Source organism: Salinisphaera japonica YTM-1, from assembly GCF_003788585.1.
Classification (GTDB): domain Bacteria; phylum Pseudomonadota; class Gammaproteobacteria; order Nevskiales; family Salinisphaeraceae; genus Salinisphaera; species Salinisphaera japonica.
Genome location: NZ_AYKG01000002.1, coordinates 23,917 through 49,370, shown reverse-complemented (window position 1 = coordinate 49,370; position 25,454 = coordinate 23,917). Strand labels below are relative to the sequence as shown.

General features: G+C 62.4%; 16 protein-coding genes. 12 read left to right on the top strand and 4 right to left on the bottom strand.

Annotated features, from left to right (window positions below; genetic code table 11):
• Positions 1–65 precede the first annotated feature (65 nt).
• The 7 genes from SAJA_RS01475 to SAJA_RS01445 all read left to right on the top strand — a co-directional run bounded on the left by SAJA_RS01475 (position 66) and on the right by SAJA_RS01445 (position 10,142).
• Positions 66–1,343 carry an efflux RND transporter periplasmic adaptor subunit gene (locus SAJA_RS01475; RefSeq protein ID WP_123656890.1) on the top strand — a complete coding sequence of 426 codons (1,278 nt, stop codon included), beginning with the start codon at positions 66–68 and terminating at the stop codon, positions 1,341–1,343.
• An 11-nt stretch (positions 1,344–1,354) separates the two neighbouring features.
• Positions 1,355–4,570, top strand: a complete 3,216-nt coding sequence (locus tag SAJA_RS01470) for an efflux RND transporter permease subunit (RefSeq protein ID WP_123656889.1) — start codon at positions 1,355–1,357, stop codon at positions 4,568–4,570.
• A complete protein-coding gene (locus tag SAJA_RS01465) occupies positions 4,563–6,185 on the top strand; it encodes an efflux transporter outer membrane subunit (RefSeq protein ID WP_184999696.1) in 1,623 nt (540 codons plus the stop codon). Before SAJA_RS01470 ends, SAJA_RS01465 begins: the two co-directional genes overlap by 8 nt.
• A gap of 467 nt (positions 6,186–6,652) precedes the next feature.
• Complete coding sequence (locus SAJA_RS01460) at positions 6,653–7,783, top strand: MlaE family ABC transporter permease (protein ID WP_184999695.1); 1,131 nt, start codon at positions 6,653–6,655, stop codon at positions 7,781–7,783.
• Positions 7,784–7,794: 11 nt separating this feature from the next.
• Positions 7,795–8,589: an ABC transporter ATP-binding protein gene (locus SAJA_RS01455; RefSeq protein ID WP_123656886.1), complete on the top strand. Its 795-nt coding sequence runs from the start codon at positions 7,795–7,797 to the stop codon at positions 8,587–8,589.
• A 15-nt stretch (positions 8,590–8,604) separates the two neighbouring features.
• A complete protein-coding gene (locus tag SAJA_RS01450; RefSeq protein ID WP_123656885.1) occupies positions 8,605–9,588 on the top strand; it encodes an MlaD family protein in 984 nt (327 codons plus the stop codon).
• On the top strand, positions 9,588–10,142 hold the full coding sequence (locus SAJA_RS01445; RefSeq protein WP_123656884.1) for a PqiC family protein: 555 nt from the start codon (positions 9,588–9,590) through the stop codon (positions 10,140–10,142). Before SAJA_RS01450 ends, SAJA_RS01445 begins: the two co-directional genes overlap by 1 nt.
• Positions 10,143–10,606: 464 nt before the next feature.
• Here the strand turns inward: SAJA_RS01445 and SAJA_RS01440 are convergent, their stop codons facing one another.
• The 3 genes from SAJA_RS01440 to SAJA_RS01430 all read right to left on the bottom strand — a co-directional run bounded on the left by SAJA_RS01440 (position 10,607) and on the right by SAJA_RS01430 (position 18,290).
• Positions 10,607–14,278 (bottom strand): Ig-like domain-containing domain, encoded by a 3,672-nt coding sequence (locus tag SAJA_RS01440; protein WP_123656883.1) that lies wholly within the window; start codon positions 14,276–14,278, stop codon positions 10,607–10,609.
• Positions 14,279–14,806: 528 nt separating this feature from the next.
• Positions 14,807–17,284 (bottom strand): acyl-CoA dehydrogenase, encoded by a 2,478-nt coding sequence (locus SAJA_RS01435; protein WP_123656882.1) that lies wholly within the window; start codon positions 17,282–17,284, stop codon positions 14,807–14,809.
• 109 nt (positions 17,285–17,393) lie between these two features.
• Entirely contained in the window at positions 17,394–18,290 is an 897-nt protein-coding gene (locus tag SAJA_RS01430; RefSeq protein ID WP_123656881.1) for an alpha/beta fold hydrolase, read from the bottom strand.
• 151 nt (positions 18,291–18,441) lie between these two features.
• On the opposite strand from SAJA_RS01430, the gene minC reads away from it, so the two are divergent.
• The 5 genes from minC to SAJA_RS01405 all read left to right on the top strand — a co-directional run bounded on the left by minC (position 18,442) and on the right by SAJA_RS01405 (position 23,726).
• Complete coding sequence (gene minC, locus SAJA_RS01425) at positions 18,442–19,197, top strand: septum site-determining protein MinC (RefSeq protein ID WP_184999694.1); 756 nt, start codon at positions 18,442–18,444, stop codon at positions 19,195–19,197.
• 3 nt (positions 19,198–19,200) lie between these two features.
• Positions 19,201–20,007 (top strand): septum site-determining protein MinD, encoded by an 807-nt coding sequence (gene minD, locus SAJA_RS01420; protein WP_123656879.1) that lies wholly within the window; start codon positions 19,201–19,203, stop codon positions 20,005–20,007.
• A 3-nt stretch (positions 20,008–20,010) separates the two neighbouring features.
• A complete protein-coding gene (gene minE / locus SAJA_RS01415; RefSeq protein ID WP_123656878.1) occupies positions 20,011–20,271 on the top strand; it encodes a cell division topological specificity factor MinE in 261 nt (86 codons plus the stop codon).
• Between the two features lie 134 nt (positions 20,272–20,405).
• Positions 20,406–22,037: a GMC family oxidoreductase gene (locus SAJA_RS01410; RefSeq protein ID WP_123656877.1), complete on the top strand. Its 1,632-nt coding sequence runs from the start codon at positions 20,406–20,408 to the stop codon at positions 22,035–22,037.
• Positions 22,038–22,763: 726 nt separating this feature from the next.
• A complete protein-coding gene (locus SAJA_RS01405) occupies positions 22,764–23,726 on the top strand; it encodes an AEC family transporter (protein WP_123656876.1) in 963 nt (320 codons plus the stop codon).
• Between the two features lie 21 nt (positions 23,727–23,747).
• Here SAJA_RS01405 and SAJA_RS01400 read toward each other — a convergent pair whose 3' ends face one another.
• Positions 23,748–25,406, bottom strand: a complete 1,659-nt coding sequence (locus tag SAJA_RS01400; protein WP_123656875.1) for an AMP-binding protein — start codon at positions 25,404–25,406, stop codon at positions 23,748–23,750.
• Between the last annotated feature and the right edge of the window lie 48 nt (positions 25,407–25,454).

Below are 25,454 nucleotides of genomic sequence, written 5' to 3'. Positions count from 1 at the left end.
TACATACATACACGAATGTATGTATCATACGATGCGGTACAGCCACAGAGCTCAGGGATATCGGTATGCGTTTTCGTAACGACGTCGCCCGGCGACGTATGACAGCGTTTCGTGCGCTTGTCGTTTTCAGTCTCACGGCGACGTTGGCCGCCTGCGGCGGCGGTGAAGAATCGTCTGGCGGTGGCGGCGCCAGCAAGGGCGGTCAATCACAGAAACAGCCGGCCACGAAGGTGTCGGCGGTCACCGTGCAGCCGGAGGCCGTTCAGGTGTATGGCGAATATCCCGGCCGCGTACAGGGCAAGCAGACCGCGCGCATCATCGGACGGGTCAACGGCGTGCTGTTGGCCAAGAATTATCAGGAAGGCTCGATCGTTCACCAGGGCGATCTGCTGTTCACGATTGACCCGAAGCCGTATCGCGCGACCGTCAATCAGCGCAAGGCCACATTGGCCAGCGCCAAGGCCAGCCTGGAAAACTCGCGTCGTATTTATAACCGAACTAAGCGGCTGTATGACGCGAACGCCGTAAGTGAGGCCGAGCGGGACCAGGCGTTGTCGAATTTCAACTCCGATCAGGCGGCCGTGCAACAGGCCGAAGCCAATCTGGAGTCGGCACAGATTGATCTGGGCTATACCCATGTCGAAGCGCCGATCACGGGCGTGACCAGTCTGCGCGATATCGATCTCGGCTCGCTGGTCACCGCCAACCAGACGCAGCTGACCACGATCACGCAGCTTGACCCGGTCTATGTGTTGTTCGCGCTGCCCGAAGACGATGCGTTCGCTCGGCGCAAGGCGCTGGCCGAAATGGGCAAGCAAACCAGTGATGCGTCCACCCGCGAGGCCACGATCATCACGGGCACCGGCGACGTGTTCCCGTACAAAGGCGAGGTCGACTTCACACAGAGCACGATCGACCCGGACACCGGCACCGTGCAGCTGCGTGCCGTGGTCAAGAACCCGGAAAACGCGTTGATGCCCGGGCGCTACGTGCGGGCCCGTATTCGTATTCAGACGATCGAGGATGCATTGGTCATTCCCAATGAGGCGGTCTCGGATAGCGGGCAGCGTGTCAACGTGTTCGTGATCAACCAGGACGGCAAGGCCACGACACAGGCGGTCACGCTCGGCCCGGATACCGACTCCGGCCGTGTGATCACCGATGGCCTCGAGGCCGGTGATCAGGTCATCACCTCAGGTTTGGGTACGTTGCAGCCGGGGATGCCCGTCGAGGTCAAATCGGCTGATACGTCATCGAACAAGGATTCGGCAGCCGGCGGCAGTGCCGCGGGCGACAATCAAAAGTCGTCGAGCAACAGCTCGTCGGCTGAAGACAATCAGTAGAGGGCGCTCGCGTGCTGTCGAAGTTTTTTATTGAACGGCCGGTATTCGCAACGGTTCTGGCCATCGTCATCACCCTGTCCGGGGTGTTGGCGATGCGCTCGTTGCCGATCGCGCAGTATCCGGATGTCGTGCCGCCGGAAGTGGTGGTGCGTGCCAACTATCCGGGCGCCAGCGCCGAGGATATCGCCAAGACGGTCGCCGCGCCGCTCGAGACATCGATCAACGGTGTCGAGAACATGATCTACATGACGTCCACGGCATCCGACTCCGGTCAGATGCAGTTGAACGTCACGTTCAAGATCGGCACGGACCCGGATCTGGCGACCATCGACGTCAACAACCGAGTCCAGTCCGCGCTGGCGTTGTTGCCGAACGTGGTGCAGCAGACCGGTGTGACGGTGCGCAAGCAGTCCACGAGCATTCTGCAGGTGCTGACGGTCTTCTCGCCTGAACAGAAGTTCGATACGACATTCATCAGTAACTACATGCTGGTGTATCTCATCGATCCCATTAAACGCCTACAGGGCGTGGGGGACGCACGACTGTTCTCGAGCGAGGACTACTCGATGCGCATCTGGCTGGATCCGTCCAAGATGGCGCGTTTCGGGGTGACCACGAGCGACGTACAGGCCGCGATCAACGAACAGAACTCGCAGTTTGCAGCCGGTAAGTTCGGCCAGCGGCCGTATGGCGACGCCGATATCGCCTTTACGTTCACCGCCAGTACCGAAGGACGGTTCTCGAACGAGAAACAGTTCGAGCAGATCATCCTGAAGTCCATGGACAACGGGCGTGTGCTAAGGCTGCGCGATGTCGCACGGATCGAACTGGGCGCGCAGGCCTACTCGACCCTGCACAGTTTCAACGGGCAGCCGGCGGTGCCGGCGGCGATCTATCTCCAGCCCGGGGCCAACGCACTGGCCACGGCCGAGCGCGTGAACGCGCTTATGGAGGAGCTCAGCCAGAACATGCCGGCCGGACTCGAGTATAAGATCCCCTACAACACGACGAAGTTCGTCGATGCCTCGATTCACGAGGTGGTGCTGACGTTCTTCATCTCTCTCGTGCTCGTGTTGCTGGTGATATTCATCTTCCTCCAGAACTTCTGGGCGACGTTGATCCCCATGCTGGCCGTGCCGGTTGCGGTGGTCGGTACATTCGCCGGCATCTTTATGCTGGGCTTTTCGATCAACCTGTTGACCCTGTTCGGCCTGATTCTGGCGATCGGGCTGGTGGTGGACGATGCGATCATCGTGATCGAGAACATCGAACGCATCATGACCGAGGAGAAAGCCTCGCCGCGTCAAGCCTCGATCAAGGCCATGGAGGAGGTCACCGGGCCCATCATCGCGGTCACCCTTGCCTTGAACGCGGTATTCGTGCCGGTGGGCTTTCTGGGCGGCCTGTCCGGCCAGATGTACAGCCAGTTCGCGATCACGATTGCGGTATCGGTGCTGATTTCGGCGCTGGTCGCGCTCACGCTTACACCGGCGTTGTGCGCCCTGTTCCTCAGGCCCAGCAAAGAAAACAAGAACTGGGTCTTTCGCAAGTTCAACCAGGGTTTCAGCAAACTTACAGACGCTTATCTGTGGGGCGTGAACTTCCTGCTCAAGCGTTTCATTCTGGGCGTTTTGATGTTCATCGGCGTCGTCGTGGCGACGTGGGCCATATCCACTCAGGTGCCATCGGGCCTGATCCCGCAGGAAGACCAGGGCTATATCTTTGCCTACTATCAGCTGCCGCCGGGTGCCTCGCTTCAGCGAACCGAAGAGGTAAGCCAGGATTTCTATCATCTGGCCAGTGACAACATGAAAGGCCTGGCCGGCGTGATCAGCGTGCCCGGCTATGACTTTCTGGCCGGCGCGCCGCGCACCTGGGCCGGCGTGATGTTCCTCACACTCGAGGACTGGGGCAAGCGCGCGCCCTCGTCGTTCGATCTGGTCAACCAGGCGTTCGGCCTGGGGGCGCAGGTGCCTGACGCACGAATCATCGCCTTCAACCCGCCGCCAATCATCGGGCTGTCGACCACGGGCGGCTTTGAAGGCTATGTTCAGAGCAAGGAAGGCTCGGACTACAACGCGCTTTATAAGAAGACCCAGGAACTGGTGGCCGCGGCCAACAAGCGCCCCGAGCTGCAACGTGTGCGTACTACGCTGACCACCGACGTGCCGCGTTACAAGGTCAAGGCCGATCGAGAGAAAGCCAAGAGTCTCGGCGTGCCGATCAATGACCTGTTCAACACGCTGCAGGCCACGTTTGGCCAGCTCTATGTCAACCAGTTCACGTTCCTGGGCCGCAACTGGCAGGTGAACCTGCAGTCGGATGCGCCGTATCGTATGCATCCCGACGATCTGCGCCAGGTCTATGTCAAATCCGACAAGACGGGCGACATGATTCCGGTATCTTCACTGGTATCGATTCAGCGCAGCACTTCGGCCGACGTGGTACAGCGTTTCAACGTCTTCCCGGCGGCCATGGTGCAAGGCTCGCCCGCGGCCGGCTTTAGTTCAGGCCAGGCCAATGCCGTCATTCAGGAGGTGGCCGACAAGGTGCTGGGCAGTGGCTACAGCTGGTCATTCACCGGCACGGCCTATCAGGCACAGAACGTGGGTAGTTCGGCGGCCATCGCGCTGAGCTTCGGCGTGGTGATGGTGTTCCTGATTCTGGCGGCCCAGTACGAGAAGTGGACATTGCCGCTGGCTGTGTTGACGGCGGTGCCGTTCGCCGCTCTGGGCGCGTATATCGCGGTCTGGCTACGCGGGGTCGACAACAACATCTACTTCACGGTGGGCTTGCTTGTATTGATCGGGCTTGCAGCCAAGAACGCGATTCTGATCGTCGAGTTCGCGGTCATCGAGCGCCGGGCCGGCAAGAGTCCGGCGGATGCGGCCTACTCGGCGGCCAAGCTGCGTTTCCGTCCGATCATCATGACCTCGTTAACCTTCGTGCTGGCGACGGTGCCCTTGGCGGTCGCCAGCGGCGCCTCGGCCAACAGCCGTATCGCGATCGGTACGTCGGTGATCGGCGGCATGCTGTTCGCCACGTTCTTCGCCATCCTGTTCGTGCCGATGTTCTACGATCTGATCGAGACCGGCTCGAACAAGATCTCGCGCCTGCGGGGCCAGGATCCGGACGCGGATAACGTGGAAGATGAAAACCGCTCGCAAGAGCTTTCCGACGACTCGCGTCGTGACGAAACGAATGACAGGAACAACAACGATGCGTAGTGCGCTGATCCTCGGTGCGGTCGTCCTGCTGGCCGGTTGTGCAGTCGGGCCGGACTATGAACGTCCGGATCTTGATCTGCCGGAATCCCGGTTCGACTCGACGCTGCTCTCACAACAGCAGCAACAAGAGCTGGCCTACTGGTGGACGCGCTATCAGGACCCCACGCTCAACAAGCTGATCGACCAGGCCCTGGATTCGAACCTGCAGATTGCGCTGCAGTTCGAGCGTATTCGCCAGGCCCGGGCCGAGCTGGGCTTTCAGAACGCCCAGCTCTATCCCTCGGTCGAAGGCCAGGCCCAGGCCCAGCGGCAGCGTAGCGGTACGGCCGCATTTGCCGGTGGCGGCGGCGGTGTCGGCGGCGGCTCCAGCGGTGGATCATCCGGCGGCTCGGCCGGTGGTGGTGGCGCCGGAGGCGGTGGCGGCGGTGGTGCGAACAGCAGCACCCAGGTCCAGCGCTTCAATTTCTTTTCCGTCACCGGGACGTTGAACTACGAGTTCGATCTGTGGGGCGCGCTGCGTCGCTCGGCCGAGCAGGCACGCGGGCAGCTGCTCAGTTCAGCCTACACCCAGGATTCGTTGCGTCTGATGGTGGTCTCGGACGTGGTGACAAACTACATGTCGCTGCGGTCCTATCAGCGTCAGATCGCGGTCACCAAGGAGACGATCAAGACACGGCTCCAGGGCTACCAGCTCGACAAGAAGCGCTATGAATACGGCGCGATCAACAAGCTGGTTCTGCTGCAAACGAAATCCTTGTTGCAATCGGCGCGGGCACAGCTGCCGCCGTTGGAACAACAGGCCGATCGGCTACAAACATCGTTGGCGATTCTGACCGGCAAGACACCGCGCCAGATCATGAACACCACAACGGTGCCCGACGGCGATTTCGAAGACCTGACATTGCCGACCGATCTGCCGGTCGTACTGCCGTCGTCGCTGATCGAACGTCGCCCGGATATCCGTGCCGCGGAAGCTTCGCTCATCGCAGCCAACGCCAACGTCGGTGTGGCGAAAGCCCGTTTCTTCCCGACGCTCAATCTGAGCGCGGGGCTGGGCACACAGGCTCTGGATGTGTCGGATCTGTTCGAGCCGTACTCGGAGTTGCAGCGCATCAGCGGCTCGATCACCGCGCCGATTCTCGATTTCGGCCGGATAAACGCGCAATACCGAAGCTCCAAGGCCCAGAAGGCACAGGCCGAGATTCAGTATCGCCAGGCCGTGCGGCAAGCTTTCCAGGAAGTCGAGAACGCCCTGCAGGCGGTCAAGTACAGCCGCCAGCGCTATCTGGCCATTCAGGAGCAGGTCGAAAGCTATCGCGAGACGCTGCGCCTGGCCAACCTGCGTTATCAGGTCGGTCGCACGGATTTCTTCGACGTGCTCGATGCACAGCGCAATCTGTTCTCCAGCCAGCTGGACCTGGCCGATGCGATCGCCTCGCGTTTCACCGCCACGGCTGATCTGTACAAGGCGCTGGGCGGCGGCTGGACACAGCAGTCCGATTCGCTGGATCCGGCCTTGCAAGAGGTTGCCGACGACTATGAGCCGGTGCCGGGCGCAAAAGACGGTGCCGGTGCGGCGACCACCAACACCCCGATTCCGGGCAACGATCCGTAATCGGGGGCGGGTGTTGTGCGTGCGGCCCGGCCGTGCACGTCCTGGCCGGCTGGGTTAGGGCCTGTTGCCGTTTCATGCGAGCCCGCGCCAAGCGCTGTTTTGCGGCAAGACGAGGCGTAGTCCGCGCCGCGCAGTCACTCTGCGCAAGTGGGCTAGAACGCTGTATTGCCGACGTGTCGTTAATTTTGGCGCGCTTGGCCCGAAGGGTTGGGCCGCCCATAAAAATTAACGATGGGCGCCCTGCGGCGTTACGAGTCTTGGTCGTGGCACGCCGCGACGCGGCGACTCGCGCCTTGCAGGACACACTGCGGACTCTCGACGAAAACGGCGCTCGCATGAAACGGCAACAGGCCCTAAGCTGCGCGGCATGATCGAAAATCTCGCGTTTCGTGTGAGCTGCCGCCCTGCTCAGGATGGGCCGGCCGTGGTGCGCTGCCATGTCAATGCTCCGCGCTGGGGCGTTTGACGTGAGCGAGCGGGCGACGACCTCGGAGCTGATTGCATTCGAGACCGAATCGGGCACGCCGGTGGTCCAGCTGTCGGGTGACTGGGGGCGTGCCATACGTCCGCCATCGGCTGCGCACGTCGCCGATACGCTCGATGTGGGCGGCCAATCGCGTGTGGTGGTCGATGGTGCGGCGTTGGATAATGCACATCCGCGGGTGGCGGCGTTTGTCCATGCGCTGGGCGACGCACTGACCCAGGATAATGTGTCGCTGGACACACGCGATCTGCCGGACGACATTTCGGCACTCATCGCCCTGGCAAGCCCGACGCCGGCCGCACCCGAACGCCCGCGGCGGCCGGGTTTGCTGGCACGCGTGGGCCGCCGAGCGGGCGCGCAGGCCAGTGTCGCGCGCAACACGGCGAATCTGGTGGGCCAGGCGATGGCGCTTACCCCGGCCCTGGTGTCCGGCCGCGCCCAGACCCGATGGCGCGATTTCGTCGAGCTGGTTCGCGAGACCGGAGCCGCGTCACTGCCGGTGGTTACGGTCGTCAATATCCTGATCGGTGCCGTGCTTGGCTTTATCGGCGCGGTGCAGCTTCAGACGTTCGGTGCCGGCATGTATCTGGCCGATCTCGTGGGTATCGCTTCGGCACGAGAAATGGCCGCGATCATGACCGCGTTCATCATGGCCGGGCGTATCGGGGCCACGTTCGCCGCGCATCTGGCGACCATGGAATCCAACGAAGAGATTGATGCCCTGCGCATGATCGGCGTTTCGCCGTTCGAGTTCCTGGCCCTGCCTCGGTTGGCGGCCTTGTCACTGATGATGCCGCTGCTGTTTCTCTACGGCGCGACGTTGGCTATTGCCGGCGGCATGATCGTGGCGCATATCGTGCTCGGCACGCCGCCGGTGGCCTTCGTCGAGCGGCTACAGGATGCGATGAGCCTGTCCGAATTCGTGATCGGCTTCGTCAAATCCATCGCCTTCGGCGTACTCATTGCCCTGACCAGTTGTTATATCGGGCTGAACGCCGGGCGTAACGCCGCAGAAGTCGGGCGCGCGGCAACACGCACGGTGGTTGTCTGTATCATCGGGATCATCTCCATCGATGCCGTGGCCGCGCTCTGCACGAACGCGCTGGGCATTTAAGCCGCTCTTCTATGGCCGAGCTATCCGATAATCAGAACCTCGAGCGCGGTATCGTCGTGCGCGACCTGCGCCTGGCCTTTGGCGATACGCTGGTGCAAGAGGCGCTGTCGTTCGCGATTCACCCGGCCTCGATCTTCGTGATCATGGGCGTGTCGGGCTGCGGCAAGAGTACGCTGCTGCGACACATGATCGATCTGGCCCGGGCCGATCAGGGCGAGATCGTTTTCGACGGCAAGCGTCTGGTCACCGGCGATCGCGCCGAGCGTGCCGCACTGCAACGACGCATCGGCGTGTTGTTCCAGTCAACAGCACTCTGGTCGTCGATGACGGTGGGTGAGAATGTTGCACTGCCGATGCAGCTGCACACTAAGATGGGCGCCGGTGAAATCGCCGATCAGGTGGCCTTCAAGCTGGCACTCGTGGGGCTGGCCGGGCAACAGTCACGCATGCCCAGCGAACTCTCGGGCGGCATGCAGAAACGGGCGGGGCTGGCCCGTGCGATCGCGCTGGACCCGGACTATCTGTTCCTGGACGAGCCCAGCGCCGGGCTGGACCCGATCACCTCGCAGCGCCTGGATGCCTTGATCATGCGCCTGCGCGACGCGCTCAAACTGTCGGTCATCGCGGTCACGCACGAGCTGCCAAGTATTTTTACCATCGCCGACGATAGTATCTATCTCGACAATCAGTCGAAGACAGCGATCGCCCACGGCGACCCGCACCGGCTCGTCGAGCACGGCCCGGATCGCGTGCGGGCTTTTCTAAAACGCGAGCCGATCGAGGCCGAGGAGACAGAATCGATATGACGCAGCGTGTGACGCATGGCGAGTAATCGTAACTATACGATCATCGGCGCGTTTCTTCTGGGGGCGCTCGCACTCATTGCGGTCGGCATTCTGGCGTTCGGCAATACCGGGCTGCTGCGCCAGGATCGTCAGGCGATCATCTTTTTCGATCAGTCCGTGCTCGGGTTGACCAACGGCTCGCGTGTGCTGTTCCGCGGCGTGCAAGTGGGCACGGTCAAGAAAGTGCAGCTGCGTCTGGCGGATCAGGGTGAAGGCGCACGCATCGCGGTCACCGTGGACATGAGCGGCGATAATCTGACCATGCTCAACGGCGAGACCGCCGATAACGACATGTCGATCGATTCGATGGTCGAGCACGGGCTGCGCGCGCAACTGGTCATCTACAGCTATGTCACCTCACAGCTTGCGGTGAATCTGGATTTCCAGCCCGATGAGCCGGCGAATTTCGTGTTGGCGCCCTCGAAGCTTGACGTGCCGGAAATTCCGGCTGTGCCGTCCCAGCTCGATCAACTCAAGGACACGGTGGCCGAGCTGCCGTGGAAACAGACGCTTGAACGCGTCGATCATGCCCTGAAGACCATGGTCACACTCGCCGAAGACGTGGATACGGCCGTCACCACGCTCACGCCGGCACTCAAGCAGACCACTGAAAACACTGACGATACGCTGACCGCGGTCACGAACGCGGTGAATCAGAACAACAAGCAGCTGCAACAGACGCTGGCCAGCGTCGAGCGGCTCAGCGATACCGCGACCGATCAGATCGATTCGCGCGACGAACAGATCACCCAGGTGCTGAACAACGTTCAGGCGACCAGCGACAGCCTGGCGCAGTTGTCGCGACAGATCCAGCAGGTCACGGATCCCGATTCCGGAACCCGCCAGGATGTCGAGAGCACCCTGCGCGATCTGTCGGCGGCAGCGTCCTCGATTCGTCGATTTGCCGAAACACTCGAGCGCAATCCGCATGCGCTGCTCTACGGAGGCGATGGCCGCTGATGAAACACGCAACGCTACGATGGGCCGGCGTATTACTGGTCTCCGGCGGTCTGCTGGCCGGCTGTGGCAGCGTGCCGCCGCTCAAGCGTATAACACTGTCGCCGCCACAGACCGATCGCGTGCCGGCCCGGCCCAGTGACTGGCACGTCATGCGGGTGCAGGTGCCCGAATATCTGGATAACTATCATCTCCAGGTCCGAAGCGATGCCCATGTCCTGTCGGAAGTGGCCAACGCGAAATGGGCGATCCGCCTGCCGGTGGCCATGACACAGCTGTTGCAACAGACCATCGACGAAAAACTCGTGCAGGGGCGCAACAAACCCTACGATGTGCATGTCGATGTCTCTACGTTTGAGCCACAGCCGGGCGGCACCGTGGTGCTGGCCGCCCAGTGGCGAGTCACCGATAACGCCGACACCGCCGTGTCGCGCGATACGGCGCTGATCACGCAGCCGCTGCCGGCGCGCTCAGGCGACAACGCCGAAATCATCGGCCAGGCCATGTCGAACGCCGTGCGCGAGCTGGCCATGCAGATACTGGCCCAGACCGGCTAGGGCGTGTCGTCATAAGATAAGTCGGCCCATTCGGGTTGCTCGCGCCGGACGCGCCATGCCGCTGACGGGCCTTGACCTGGTACGCCACGCTCGGCGGCCCGCGCCTTGCCTGACACGCCCGGCGCGGGCAATGCGACGTCATATTTCATGACGACACGCCCTCCCTAGAACCGTGTTCTGTCTTGTTTTCGCCGTCTGACATGGGATACGTCTCGACGCGGCGTTACCGTCCCGTCCCCGGCGCCAGACATATATCTTGGCGCTGCCAGGCGTGAGACCGCGCCGTAGCGAAGAAGCCGGCTAGAATTCATCAGTCGGGGGCTGGATGCGGGCCGAGCGGTGAGGTCTGCCCAAGGCGCTGTCTTGAAGACTCAGCCTGTTCGCGTGATGCACTAAAAAGCCCCGATCATCCTGAGGATAACCGGGGCCGGTTCATCGTTGCCGATGCGTCATGCCATCACGCGTTAGCGCTCGGGGAACGCGCGGCCCCCGTGGATTTCGTTACCCGTAAGCTGGAAGTTCAGCCGGCCGGGTCGAATCTCTGCGGTCGCCGGCAGAAGACCGAGTGCGCTGGCGGCCAGACTGAACGTGTTGGCGTTGTTCAGTGCGATCACCAAGCGGCCGTTCTGCTGGAACGTTACCGGGCCGACCAGATTCAGCCGAATGACCTGCGGCTCGAGTTCCAGGCCCTGTGCATCCGGGGCCGAGGCAACCAGATTCAGACCGGCGACGAAGCAGGGTTCGTATTGATACGCCTGACCGTTCAACGTGCCTTCGCATTCGGGAACGATATAGCCGGATTGGGCCGTCTGGCCGCCGCCGTCGTTGGTCTGGTTGGGGAAGCGCAGCAGGATCTGGCCGGTATTGATCGGATCGCCGTTGACCGGAATCGAGCCGCCGACCGCGCCGAACACGGCGGTCGTCAGGCCCTGCAGAGCGTCTTGCACCGTATTGAACGTGCCACCCAGCACCGGGCCTACAACAGGCAACGAGGAAACCAGCGTGTTGACCGGATCGGTCACTTCCTCCAGCGGGTCCGTGACGGCTTCGGCGATCGCGGGGAACGCCTCGGCCAGGCTGATGCCGATACCGGTGAGCGCGCTGAACCCGCCCGGCAACAACGAGACCTGGATACAGTTATCCGGAGATTCACCGACGACGCCGTTGCCCTGGTCATCGACGATATCAGCCAGACGTGCGTCGCAGTCGTTGAGTGTCTTGCGAATCGCGACCGGTCGTGTAAGTGACAGATAAGCCGGATAGGCGCCATTGACGTCGGGCCGGCTGCCCAGGTTGTCGGTATTGGTGATCGGTGCACCAAGCAGCGACAGATTCACCAGCGCGCGATTGCTGGCCTGCGGTCGCTCATCGCCTTCGCTATACACGCCGTTGCCGTCGGCATCATCGAACTGACCGTTACCGTTGGTATCGGTATACGGCAGCGTGAACTGATCGGCATAGAAGTCCGTCGTGTAGCCAATGGCGTCGAAGGGCATGATGATGTCCGGGCCGCCGGCCGCGTCCTGCGAGGCGGGCGTTGTGCCGGTACCGTTGAACGGATCGGTGTTCAGAGCCAGCCCGTCGGTGTCGAGGATGGTTGCACCACAGCTTGCGTCACCGTCGTTGCCACAGATCACGATCCAGTAACGCGCGCCTTCTGTCAGCTCCTGCGCGGGACGAATCGTAAACCCGCGCGTGGTGTCGTCGTTGGTGTTGAGAAAGGCCAACGATGCCTCGGGCACGCCCACGCACTGACCGTTGCCGTCGATACGCTCGAGCGCAACGGTTGCGTCGTTATTGCTGTTGTCATCACCGCTGCCGCTGGTCAAGCAGCCATCGGCCAGAACAACCGTGTCTCGTTGCACGAACTTGGAGAACGAAACATTGACCGACACGTTCTTCGGGTTCTGGAAGACAGGATAATCAGTCGTGGCGCTGGCCGTGACCATGCCGCCGGCCATGCTGTCGCTGTCATCGTCGTCATCTAGGCCTGACGCATCGGCCGGCTCGCTGCCGACACAGCGCCCGGCGTCGTTACCGCCGCTCATGAAGTCACCCCCCTCGAGCGCACACGGCACGCCGGGGGTCAGTTCACCCAGAATGACGGGCGCCTGCATGGCTTCATTGAACACCTGGGGCTCGGTGGTGAACCGAATGCTCTGGCCCGGGCCGCCGGCCGGATTGGCCACCAGCGCGTTGCCGGCCAGATCGCGCAGCGCGCTGCCGCTACCCAGGGCGATCGTGTACTGCGTGTTGGGCTGGAGCAGATCATCCGGACGCAGAACCACCGACGAACCGTCGACCTGGAAGGAAACCGGTACGTTACCGGTCGGCCCCGTCATCTGAATGCTCTGACCGTTGACCGACAACGGATCCAGCGGCTCGCTGAAGGTCAGCGCCGGACTACCCTCGATCTGAAAATCATTGATGCCCGAGGGTGTCGTCAGGGCGCCACCCTGTTGCAGAACCTGGAGACAGGCCTGTTCCGGCAGGGCCGTCGGGGCCGAGCCGCGCTGGCTGTAAACCGGACGATAAGCCGGGGTGCCAAACGTGTACAGACAGGCGCTTGGTGTCTGGGAAATCACGAACGGGGCGACGTTGTCTGCAACGACCGGGGTCTGTTCGCCTGCCGGCAGGCGCAACGTCAAGGAGAAATCGATCGTCAGATCATCGCTTCGGTTGACCGTCAGCGGGAAGGCGCCGAGCGTTGTGATTACCAGGTCGCCGTTGTCCTGCGGAATCGCCAGGCCCGAGGCCTGCACGTTGAGCGCGGACTGGTTGAAAACACCGTTGGCCAACGCCTGAACCACATATTCCGGCGTGCCGGGCGCGGCCTCAATCAGCGTGGTGTTGTTGAGATCGAAACGCAGGCGTACCGCGGTTGGCGTGGCGATGTCCTGATAATCGTTCGCCATCAGGTATACGTTGGCATCGGTGCCGAACTGAACCTGGATCGGCCCACTCTGCAGCGGGGTCGGCACGTCGCCATTCAGCGATACGCTCAACGGCTTGAGCTGCACGAGCTGACCGGCCGGCAGGCTGTTGGGGAACACATCCCCGAATCCCGGCATGCCCGGCTGGCTCAGATTGACCAGCACGCCCGCGCGCTCGGGCTGGTTACGGGCGGGTTGCTGGTTCACGCCAATCAGCTGCGTGCGGATCGTGACCAGATTGTCCATGAGGCCGTCGAGGGGGCTGTCGTCGGCGTCGCCGGCAAAGCCCTGGCCGTTATCCACCAGCAGGTTCTGTTGGACGATATCGCCGGAGTCGAGCACCGTCCGGGTGACGGACATCGGCTCGAGCGATTTGCCGAACGCCGAGCGCACGTCGCCGGACAGCGAGATCGTATAGTCGCCGGGCGCCAGGTTGTCAGCCGGATCGAACGCGATCTCGTGGCCGGACACCATGCGCGCGCCTTCGATGTCGTTGCCATCGGGGCCGGTGACTGTAAACGTCTCGCCATCGATTACGCTGGACGGGTCGATCGTCTCGGACAACGAGATATGCAGGGTGTTGAACTGCGCAAAGATCGAGGTCTGGCCGGTGACCGGATTGCTTTCGCCGGGGGCCACCTCCGTGACCCGGAACTCACCGGCCGACGGCGCGCCGGGCGTGGGGGCGGTGGTGAACTGAAAAAGCGTCTGCCCGGCGTCATAACGTACGTCGCCTGACTGCAGGGCCCGGGTGGTCACCAGGCGATACGTCACGTTGCCGCGCAGCGGTCGTGACGTCTCGATACGATAGACGTTGGGCTGGTTATCGTCCTGAACCACGTTGATCGACAGCTCCGGGGCGATGTCGCCGGAGGCCGTACGCAGCGCGATGGCGTCTGCGATATCGTTGTCGAAAGCGCTCTGGGTACGAAACGCGATCTGACTGGTCAGCGTGACGTTTTGCTGGCCGTTGTACGGATAGCTGAACACCAGCCCCATCGGCCCGTCTTCGATCGCTTGCTGTTCGGCCGGTGTGCGACCGTTGTCGCCGCCAGAGCCGCTGTCGCAGGCACTGAGCATCAAGCCGCTGGTCGCGGCCAGGCAGACCGCGAGCCCGGTATGACGGACCGTCTTCTTGAGTTCTGCTCTGAAACCGGACGCCAATTGATCCGGTTGCATCCCCGTAGAACGCTTGTTCTTCACGATGAATCTCCCTGGTGAAGGCCGAATGGCCGGTAGCGCGTTTTTAGTCTTCTAAGAACCATTGCCGTTTCATGCGAGTCCGCGCCAAGCGCAGTTTGCGGCACGACACGATTTGCGGGCGCCAACGCGGCGCTGGTACGAAACGGCAACAGGCCCTGTGCCGTAGACTAGCCGAAAAGATGCCATGTCTGAATATCGAACCGGTGGAGGAACGGGGATTGGCATCAAGGAAGCCCAGCGCCCTTCATGCCGGGGCGCGCAAAGCCCGCTATGACAAGCCTTGCAGACCCGCTGGCGCGGCGGGCGCCGCCGACATGGCGCGTTTCATACCTTAGTCTGAGGCGTGGGTCGCTCGAGACGAAATCGTTAGTTCTGCGCGATCTTTTATTAGGGTTGTGCGCAACCTACCGATCGTATTTTTATCGTTATATGACGGCGTTCATGGGCGGTTGTGCCATCGCTGGCATAAAAAAAGACGCTCACCGGAGCGTCTTTTTTCTTTTCACGGCTATCGTATCAATCGCCTGGTCATGCAGCCTGGCTGGCGGCCGCCGAGGCGGTTGTCTTGGCGCTGCCGCGCATCTCGCTGGGATCGAAGTCGTCCACGTCGATAACCTTCATCTGCAGCTCGAAGGCCAGGCGCATGGCCGCGGCTTCATCGGCCGAAATCACGCCGTTGTCATGTCCTTCGAGGATCTGCTCAAACGGGTGATCGGCCGTGATGGCGCCGCTCTTGCGAGCTTTCACCAGCTTCTTGGCTGTTTCGGCGGTATCCAGTGTGGCCTGCATGGCCCGCTCGAACAGCGCCAGATCGCGATCGGTCTTGGTTGACGAGATGAAGCAGCGCGGCGTGAGGCGGTCGCGCGCGGCGTCCGGCGTGGTCACACGCTTGGCCACGCGCTGGCCCAGCGGATCACTGGGACGGCGCGCCGTGCGGCCCAGTGGAAAGATCAATACCCGGCCGAGGGCGGCGACGAAGCGATTGGGCAGGTGACGTAATACGCCCGACAGCGCGATCTCGATCTCTGAAAACGCGGTTTCACAGACCCAGGCCACATAAGGCCGGTCGTCAGCGTGGGCGCCGTCCTCGATATAACGTTTGAGGGTGGCGCTGGCGATATAGAGCTGGGAGAGCACATCACCCAGGCGCGCCGAGATCGACTCACGGAACTTGAGCGTGCCGCCCATCGTGGCCATGGCCAGGTCAGACAGTAGCGCGAGGTTGGCCGAGTAGCGATTCATGGTTTGATAGAACGTCGCCACATCAGCCTGTTTGCCCGTCGCGGAGCCCAGGCCGCCGGTAAAGCCCATGACAAGTGAGCGGGCAGCGGCGGCAAAATCATGCCCGATATGGGCATAGAGCAGCTCGTCGAAGGCATCCAGCGCGTCATCCTGATCGCGGTTATTGGCGGCCTCGATCTCGGCCAGCACATACGGATGACAACGAATCGCCCCCTGGCCGTAGATCATCATCGAGCGCGTGAGGATATTCGCCCCCTCGACCGTGATATTGACCGGGGCGGCCTGAAAGCTACGGGCGATGGGGTTCGACGGGCCCAACATGACGGCCTTGCCGGCGTGAACGTCCATGGCGTCCTTGGCGACCTCCTGGGCCATGGTTGTGACGTGATACTTGGCAATGGCCGAGGCCACCGAGGGTTTTTCACCCAGATCCACCGCGTTGGCGGTAAAGCGCCGGATGGACTCACACGCATAGGTCTTGCCGCCGATGCGTGCCAGCGCTTCCTGGATACCCTCGAAGGCACTGATCGAGACATTGAACTGACGACGGATGATCGAGTAGGCGCCGGTATAGCGGGCGTTGGCGATGGCGTCGCCGGCCGAGCCGGAGGGCAGGGAGATCGAACGCCCCACCGACAGACATTCCATGAGCATGCGCCAGCCCTGGCCGATCATCGCCCGGCCGCCGATGATGGCATCCAGCGGGAGAAACACATCGTTGCCCCAGGTGGGGCCATTCTGGAAGGGCGCGCTCGCCGGGAAATGTCGGCGGTCGGTATGACAGCCGGGCATGGCCGTGGGAATCAGGGCACAGGTCACGCCCAGTTCGCGCTCGCCGCCCAGCAGGCCGTCGGGATCGTAGAGTTTGAATGCCAGGCCCAGCACGGTGGCGATGGGGGCCAGGGTGATATAGCGCTTGTCCCAGGTCAGGCGCATGCCCAGCACCTGCTCGCCCTGCCAGTCGTCGTAGCAGATGACGCCGCGATCCGGAATCGCCCCGGCATCCGAGCCGGCGTGCGGGCTGGTCAGCCCGAAACACGGGATTTCGTCGCCCACGGCCAGCCGAGGCAGGTAATAATCCTTCTGGGCCTCGGTGCCGTAGTGCATCAGAAGCTCGGCCGGGCCCAGCGAGTTGGGGACAGCCACGATCGGCCCCACGGTGGCGCCGGCGGGGCCGGAGCCGATCTTGGCCAGCACGCAGGAATGGGCATAGGCCGAGAACTCCAGCCCGCCGTAGGCACGCGGGATGATCATGCCCCAGAACTTGTTGTCCTTGATGTAATCCCAGGCGGCCTGGGGCAGGTCGCCATCGACCTGCGTGATCTGCCATTCGTCACACAGATCGAGCAGATCCTGAACCGGGCCATCGATGAAAGCCTGTTCTTCGGCGGTCAGTGCCGCCGGCGGGATTTCTTCCAGGCGACGCCAGTTGGGGTGCCCCGAGAACAGCTCGCCCTCCCACCAGACGGTGCCGGCATCCAGGGCCGTGCGCTCGGTGGCCGAAAGCGTGGGCAGCACGCGACGAAATATGTTGAGCACCGGCCGTGTAATCAGCCGACGGCGCAGGCTGGGTACGAGCAGCACGCCGAACAGGGCTGCAAACACCGCCCAAAGCACCAATGCCGTGACAACGCCGGTGCTGGTTATCGTACAAACAGCCAGCAGCACGCCGATGACGCTCGTGGCAGTCACCAGCCGTGCGCGTTTATAAGCCAGGGCAACGAACGCGACGAAGAAGACAGCGATCCAGAACAGGGCGAGCATATGACATCTCCATCGCCGTCTCTAAAAGACCGGCAGGTCGAACACAACAGCTTTCGAGCATAGGCGCGGGGTCAGTAACCGCGCAACTGATACTGCAAGGCATGCGCATCTACGCCAGCAGGTCGCGGGCGGCGATGAAGTCGGCTATGGGGGCGGCCACGCGGGTCGGTGCTTGCCAGTGGAGCATATGACCCAGGCCGTCAAGTTCCACGTGTTCCAGATCGGCCAGCACGCTGCGCCGCTCGGCACGTGTGGCCTCGTCGATGAACCATTTGGCCGGCGAGGCAGCGCCGTCGATCATCAACACCGGTGCCGTGATCTCGGCCCAGATTGCCATGGCCTCGTCGGCCCGGAAGCCGTAAGGGCTCTTGCGCAGGTGGGCCGGGTCGGCGGCCAGCCGATAGCCATCTCCGTCACGTCGCAGCCAGAGCGCGGCCAGCTCGGTTGTGGCCGCGCGGCCAAGCTCGGGATAGCGCCTTGCCAGGCGTGCCGTGAACGCCTCCGGGTCGGCATAACGGCGCGGGGCCGGCGGGGCGTGACATGTATCCAGCCAGTCGCGATAGCGCTCGCCGGCGGCGTTTGGATCGCCGGCGGGTACGTTCAGAGTGTCCAGCAGTATCAGCCCGGTGATCCGCTCGGGGCGGATACCGGCATAGAGGCTTGCGGCCTGGCCGCCCATGCTGTGGCCGACGAGAATGACGGGCTGGCCGGGCACAAGTGTATCCAGAAGTGCATCGAGATCGGCGAGATAGTTACAAAAGACATAGCCGCCCGGCGCCCAGTCTGAGTCGCCGTGACCCCGCCAGTCCGGGGCCAGCCAGTACGCGGACGTTGCCAGGCGCGGGGCCAGCGCGTCGATCAGTGCGTCGAAGGACGCGCCGTTGTCCAGCAGGCCGTGGAGGCAGACGATCGCCGGATCATCGTGGCCGCCACGACGCCGACAGCACAGCGTCAGATCGTTGATTTGATGATGGGTAATCTGCGCGGCGTGTTCGCGTTGGGGCATGATCGGCGGGGCGAATAAATATGACCTTTGAGCTTGGCAGTTCCGCACCACAGTGCAAGGTGTTGATTACGCTGCCCGCATGCCTGCCCGGCGAACGGCGGCGCGTTTTACGCATGCTAGACTCACCGCTTTGCAGCAAGCGACTCGGGGCATGACGCAACAGACGTCCAGCACAGCGGCCGGCGTGGTCTTCAAGGGACGCATGATGACCTTGACCGTGGTCGAGATCCGCGAGACCGACTGCGAACAGATCGCCGCACAGATCGATACCCAACTGGCACGCGCGCCGGGTTTCTTCGCGCGTATGCCGGTGCTGGTTTCTCTGATCGACGTGTTGCCGGATCTGGCGCGTCTGGCCGCGATCTTTCACGCCGCCGATCTGGTGGTTGTGGGCGTGCTCGACGCAGACGAGGCGGCAGCCCGTGCCGCCGGCGAGGCAGGCCTGGCACTGATGAGCTCGCCGGGGCGCGGGGCAGAAAATCCGCCTCCGGCTGCGCCGCGCGCAACACCGGCGCCCAGTGCGGCTGCCACCGAGGCCGAGACGCTGGACGCGGCCGAGGATGATTCAACACCTCGCGGTCCCGCGCGGCTTGTGACCAAGCCGGTGCGCTCGGGCCAGCAGATCTATGCCCGCGGCGGCGATCTCGTGGTCACGAGCTCGGTCTCGGAAGGCGCGGAACTGCTGGCCGACGGGCATATTCATGTTTACGGCGCGCTTCGAGGGCGTGCACTGGCCGGCGCGTCCGGCGACATCACGGCACGAATCTTCTGCAAGCGGTTCGAGCCGGATCTGGTCGCCATCGCCGGTTGTTACAAGGTCGCCGATGCGATCGACGAGGGGCTCGTGTCGAAGCCGGTGGTCGTCCGGCTCGATAATGATAATTTGCTGATCGAATTGCAGGAGTAAGCAGTGGCCAAGATCATCGTAGTCACGTCGGGAAAGGGCGGGGTCGGCAAGACGACCACCTCGGCGTCATTCGCTGCCGGGCTTGCCATGCGCGGGCACAAGACCGTGGTCATCGACTTCGACGTCGGCCTGCGTAATCTGGACCTCATCATGGGCTGCGAGCGCCGGGTGGTCTTTGATTTCGTCAACGTCATCAACGGCGAAGCCAACCTCAAGCAGGCCCTGATTCGCGACAAGCGGGTCGACAATCTCTATATCCTTGCGGCCTCTCAGACGCGCGACAAGGATGCGCTGACTCAGGAAGGCGTCGAGCGCACGCTCAACAAGCTGTCCGAGGACTTCGACTACATCATCTGTGACTCTCCGGCGGGTATCGAGACCGGAGCAATCATGGCCATGTACTACGCCGATGAGGCGCTGGTCGTGACCAACCCCGAGGTCTCGTCGGTGCGTGACTCCGACCGCGTGCTGGGCATGCTGTCATCCAAGACCAAGCGTGCCCAGGACGGCGGCGAAGGTGTGAAGGAACATCTGGTGGTCACGCGCTACGCGCCCGGTCGCGTGGGCAAGGGCGAGATGCTTTCGCTCGAGGATATCGGCGATATTCTGGCTATCCCGCTTCTGGGTGTGGTGCCCGAATCCGAAACCGTGCTCAATGCCTCCAACGCCGGCAGTCCGGTCGTCCTGGAGCAAGAGGCCGATGCCGGTGGCGCCTATTTCGATATGGTGGCGCGGTTTCTGGGTGAAGAGCGCCCGATGCGCTTCACCCAGGCCAAGAAAGGCTTCTTCGATCGGCTGATGGGGAGATAAACCATGGGTTGGCTTGACGTATTCCGATCAGAAAAGAAAAGTTCGGCGCAGACGGCCAAGGAACGACTGCAGCTGGTCGTCGCCCATCGGCGGTCCAGCGGCGGCGATCAGCCGGAGTATTTCCCGCAGCTGCAACAGGATCTGTTGAACGTGCTGCGCAAATATATCGAGGTCGGCGATGATGCCGTGCAGATGGAGATCGAGCGCGAAGGGGATCTCGAAGTGCTCGAGCTGAATATCACATTGCCGGAATCTCGACATTAGCCTCTGATACGATTGCCTGATCGGGCCGACGCCATCGTCGCTCGATCAGGCATGTCGCCAAGCGAGGCGCGATATGTTCTGACCTATAACAAAGAACAGATCGTGACCCCGCAGGTGCGACGAGGAGGCAAAACATGGGCGACGGGACACAGGCGTCTTATGATTACGTGATTATCGGAGGCGGCTCGGCCGGGTGTGTTCTGGCCAACCGGCTGACCGCTGATCCCAATATCTCGGTCGTCATGCTCGAAGCCGGGCCGCCGGACTGGAGCCCGTTGATCCATATCCCCAGTGGCATCATCGGGCTGATGTGGTCGCGCTTTCTCAACTGGTATTACTGGACCGCGCCACAGGAACATATGGGCGGGCGCAAGCTGTACTGGCCCCGTGGCAAGACGCTGGGCGGCTCGTCGGCCATCAATGCCCAGTGTTATACCCGTGGCTCAGCCGCCGACTATGACCACTGGGCCGAGCTTGGCAACCGCGGCTGGGGTTATGGCGAAATGCTGGCTTATTTCAAGCGCTCCGAGCGTTTCGAAGAGGGCGAAAACGACTACCACGGGGCCGGCGGCAGCTATACCGTGAGCAAGCCTCGCCATTCCAACCCTTTGAACGAAAAGTTCATTCAGGCAGCCCAGGCCTGCGGCTATCCGCGCAACGATGATTTTGGTGGTGCCACCGATCAGGGCTTTGGTCTTTATGACGTGGCTCAGAACAACGGGCGCCGTTGTTCCAACGCCGATGCGTTTCTGCATCCGGTCAAGCATCGAAAGAACCTAACGGTGCTCACGCGTGCCCAGGCCGAGCGGATCGTTTTCGAGGGCAAACGCGCCACCGGTGTTGCATTGCGCCAGGGCCTGCTCAAGCGAAAGCGTACGCTCCACGCCAAGCGCGAAGTGCTGTTGTGCAGTGGTGCGATCAACTCGCCGCAGCTGCTGATGCTCTCCGGCGTAGGCCCCCGGGACGCGATCGAACCACACGGTATTCCCATGGTCACCGAGCTCGACGGCGTCGGGCGCAATCTGCAGGATCATCTGGATATCAGCGTCATCGATATCGAAAAGACCAGGCTGAGCCTGCGCATGTCGCCCAAGTTCATCCTGATCGACTCGCCCAAGGCGATCTATCAGTATTTTCGCCACGGCCGCGGCCAGTTCACGAGCAATATCGCCGAATCCGGCGGCTTCATCAGCACGACCGACGATCCGCGCCAGTCGGATCTACAGTTTCACTTCATCGCCACGATCGAGCAGGACCACGGCAACGTGATCAACACGATGAAGCATCACGGCTACAGCCTGCGCGTATGCGATCTCCACCCGGCCTCGCGCGGGCGCATCACTCTGGCGAGCGCCAAACCACGCGACTATCCGATCATTGATCCGAACTATCTGGCCGAGCCGCGAGACATCGAGCAGATGACCAAGGCAGTGAAGATCGCGCGCAACATCATGCGCGCCAAGCCGCTGGCCGAACATCTCGAGCGCCCGTTGGAACCCCAGGACGCCGATATGAACGACGATGCCGCGATCGCGGATTATGTACGGCGGCGGGCCGAGACGATCTATCACCCCGTGGGTACCTGTCGCATGGGGCACGACAAGGCGGCGGTGGTTGACGACCGGCTGCGTGTGCACACCCTGGAGGCCCTGCGCGTGGTCGATGCCTCCATCATGCCAACGATCGTGGGTGGCAATACCAATGCGCCCACCACCGCGATCGCAGAGAAAGCTGCAGACATGATCATCGCGGATCGTACGCCCTAGGGGCTGTTGCCGTTTCGTACGAGTCCGCGCCAAGCGCTGTTTTGCGGCAAGACGAGGCGTAGCACGTGCCGCGCAGTCGTTCTGCGCTAGCGTGCTAGAACGCTGTATTGCCGACGTGTCGTTAATTTCAGGGCGCTTGTCCCGAAGGGTTGGGCCGCCCATAAAAAATTGAAGATGGGCGCCCTGCCGCTGGCGAGTCTTGATCGGGGCACGCCACGACGCGGCGACTCGCGCCTTGCAGGACACACTGCGGACTCTCGACGAAAGCGGCGCTCGTATGAAACGGCAACAGGCCCTAGATGAGTCGCCGCGCTACGTCACGGCCTGCCCAGTGAGTCACTAAACGTGCCAGACCGACGCCGGTCATCTCGGGCGTCTTGTCGTGTCGATTGGTGTATACGCCTGCTGCGCGTCATCAAGCAGGGCAATCAGCGGGTCGTTTCGATATCCGTCCAGCGCCGGCGTTATCTGCAGATAAAACCGGGAACGAAGCCCCGGAAAATCAACAAGACGCCCGGCCAGGCAACGCCCGTTTTTCCTCTCCCGCAGGAAGCGAAAAGCCTTCAACCGATCATTCAGCCGACAGCCTGCGGCCCCATCAGGCCCACATTGGCGCAATCTGCGTCATCTGCGGATGAAAAAGGAGCCCGGCGCCCGGTCGCCCGTCGTGCTCCGGCCGCCCGGTCTGATAGCCTTTCGTGCGCTCTAATTGTTTGTCGAGACGCCATGAGCGCGGTCATCAATGTTCTGCTGCCGATTTTCGGCCTGATTCTCGCCGGTTTTGTCGGGCGCCGTAGCGGCGTGCTCGGTGACACCGCTGCTGGCGAGCTCAACCGCTTCGTGGTCTGGTTCTGTTTGCCGGCGCTGTTGTTCAGCGCGACGGCGACGGCCAGTTTCTCGGCGCTCTGGCATCCGGGCTTCATCGCGGTCAACGGGCTGGCCAGTCTTGGTGTTTTCACAGCTGCGCTGCTCTGGCGGCAATGGCGTGGGCAGTCCGGCATCGATGCCGCCGTCGATGCGCTGGCCGCGGCCTATGCCAATGTCGGTTACGTCGGTATCCCGCTATGTGTGCTCGTGCTTGGGGATTCGGCACTGGCCCCGGCGCTGATTGCGACACTGATTGTGGTGTGTGTCGTTTTTGCGCTGGCTATCGTGCTCATTGAGGTGTTCCGCCAGGCCGGGCGCGGTATTATCCGGCCGTTCCTGACGGTGTTCATGGCCCTGGCCAAGAACCCGATCGTGGTGGCACCGGTCATCGGCGGGCTATGGGCGGGCAGTGGCGTCAGTCTGGCGCAGCCGGTGACGCAATTCGTTGATCTGCTGGGCGCGGCGACAACGCCCTGTGCGCTGGTATCGATCGGTGCGTTTCTGGCACGTCCACAGGTCAATACGGCAGGAGCGCCGACGACAGGCCTGGCCGGTCTGCTGACGATGAAGCTCGTCGTGCATCCGGGGTTATCGGCCATTCTGGCTTACGGGATATTCGACCTGTCGCCGGTCTGGGCCGCATCCGCCGTATTGCTGGCCGCGCTGCCCACCGGAACCGGCCCGTATATGCTGGCCGATTTCTATGGTCGGGATCTGGCTCTGACCTCGAAGATGATTCTCTGGAGCACCGTCGGCTCGATCATCACCCTGACGGCCTGCCTGATGATTCTGCCGGCCGCGCGAGCGGCGGCCGGCGGGTGATGCTCGCGCATCATGCGCGAGCTAGCTTCGCAGATCCTTGCGCAGAATCTTGCCGACGTTGGACTTGGGCAGTTCGTCGATGAAGGCCACGTGCTTGGGCACCTTGTAGCCGGTCAGCTCTTCGCGGCAGTAGGCCAGCAGCTCGTCTTCCGTGAGTGATGCATCGGCCTTGACCACGAAGATCTTGACCACCTCACCCGAGCGCTCGTCGTCGACGCCGATACAGGCGGCTTCCATGACTTTCGGGTGGGCCGATACAACGTCTTCGACCTCGTTGGGATACACGTTGAAGCCCGAGACTAGAATCATGTCTTTCTTGCGATCGACGATATACAGAAAACCCTGTTCGTCGAAGCGGGCCACGTCACCCGTGCGCAGATAGCCGTCGGGGAAAAAGGTGCTCTCGTTCTCCTCGGGCTTGTTCCAGTAGCCGGCCATGACCTGCGGGCCGGAGACACAAAGCTCGCCCGGCTCGCCGGCCTCGACCTCGTTGCCGGCCTCGTCGCGAATCGAGATATCGGTGGAGGGCAGCGGCAGGCCGATCGAGCCGTTGTAACGCTCAAGCGTCAACGGGTTGATCGACACGCCCGGCGAGGTTTCGGTCAGGCCATAGGCTTCAATAAGCGCCACGCCGGTGGCTTTCTGCCATTTTTCAGCCACCGCTTTCTGCACGGCAGCGCCGCCGCCCAGGGTGATCTTGAGCCGAGAGAAATCCAGCTTGGCAAACGCCTCGTTGTTGACCAACGCGTTGAACAGGGTGTTCACGCCGGTGAAGGCGGTCGGCTTGTGGGTATCGAACTCCTTGACCAGCGCCGGAATATCCCGCGGATTGGTGATGAGAACGTTCTTGCCGCCCTGGCGCATGAACATCAGGCAGTTCGCCATGAGTGCAAACACGTGATACAGCGGCAGCGGGGTGAGAATCACCTCATTGCCTTTTTCGGTCCACGGATCGAGCCAGGCTTCGGCCTGGCTGACGTTGGCGACCATGTTGCGATGCAGAAGAATCGCGCCCTTGGCCAGACCGGTCGTGCCGCCGGTGTACTGCAAGAACGCGATATCGTCAGGGGCGACCTTGACCGGCTTCATCGATTGCTTGGCGCCGTCGGCCAGCACCGTGTTGAAGGCGATCGCCCCTGGCAGTTTGAATGCCGGCACCATACGCTTGACGTGCTTGACCACGAAGTTGGTCAGCAGCCGTTTGGCCGTGGGCAGCGCATCACCGATCTGGGTGGTGATCACGGCCTCGAGCGGAACCTTGTCGACCACTTTTTCCAGCGTGGCGGCGAAGTTCTCGACGATGACGATCGCGCGCGCCCCCGCGTCGGAAAGCTGATGCTCGAGCTCGCGCGCGGTATAGAGTGGGTTGACGTTCACGGCCACCATACCGGCCCGCAGGATGCCGATCAGGGCGATCGGGTACTGCAGGAGGTTGGGCATCATGATCGCCACGCGATCGCCCTTGGCAAAGCCCAGCTCGTGCTGCAGATAAGCGGCAAAGTGCGCCGAGCGTTCATCCAGTTCGCGGTAGGTCAGCGTCGCGCCCATGTTGGTGAACGCCGGTTTGTCGGCGAACTCCTGACAGCTGCCCATAATCAGGTCGACCAGCGTTTCGTCCTTCGTCGCAGCGATCTCCTCGGGTACGCCTTTGGGATACTGCTTGAGCCAAACCTTGTCCACGCTGTCTCCTTGAATAAGACGTCTTCCGGCCCGTCGAGCCAAGAAATC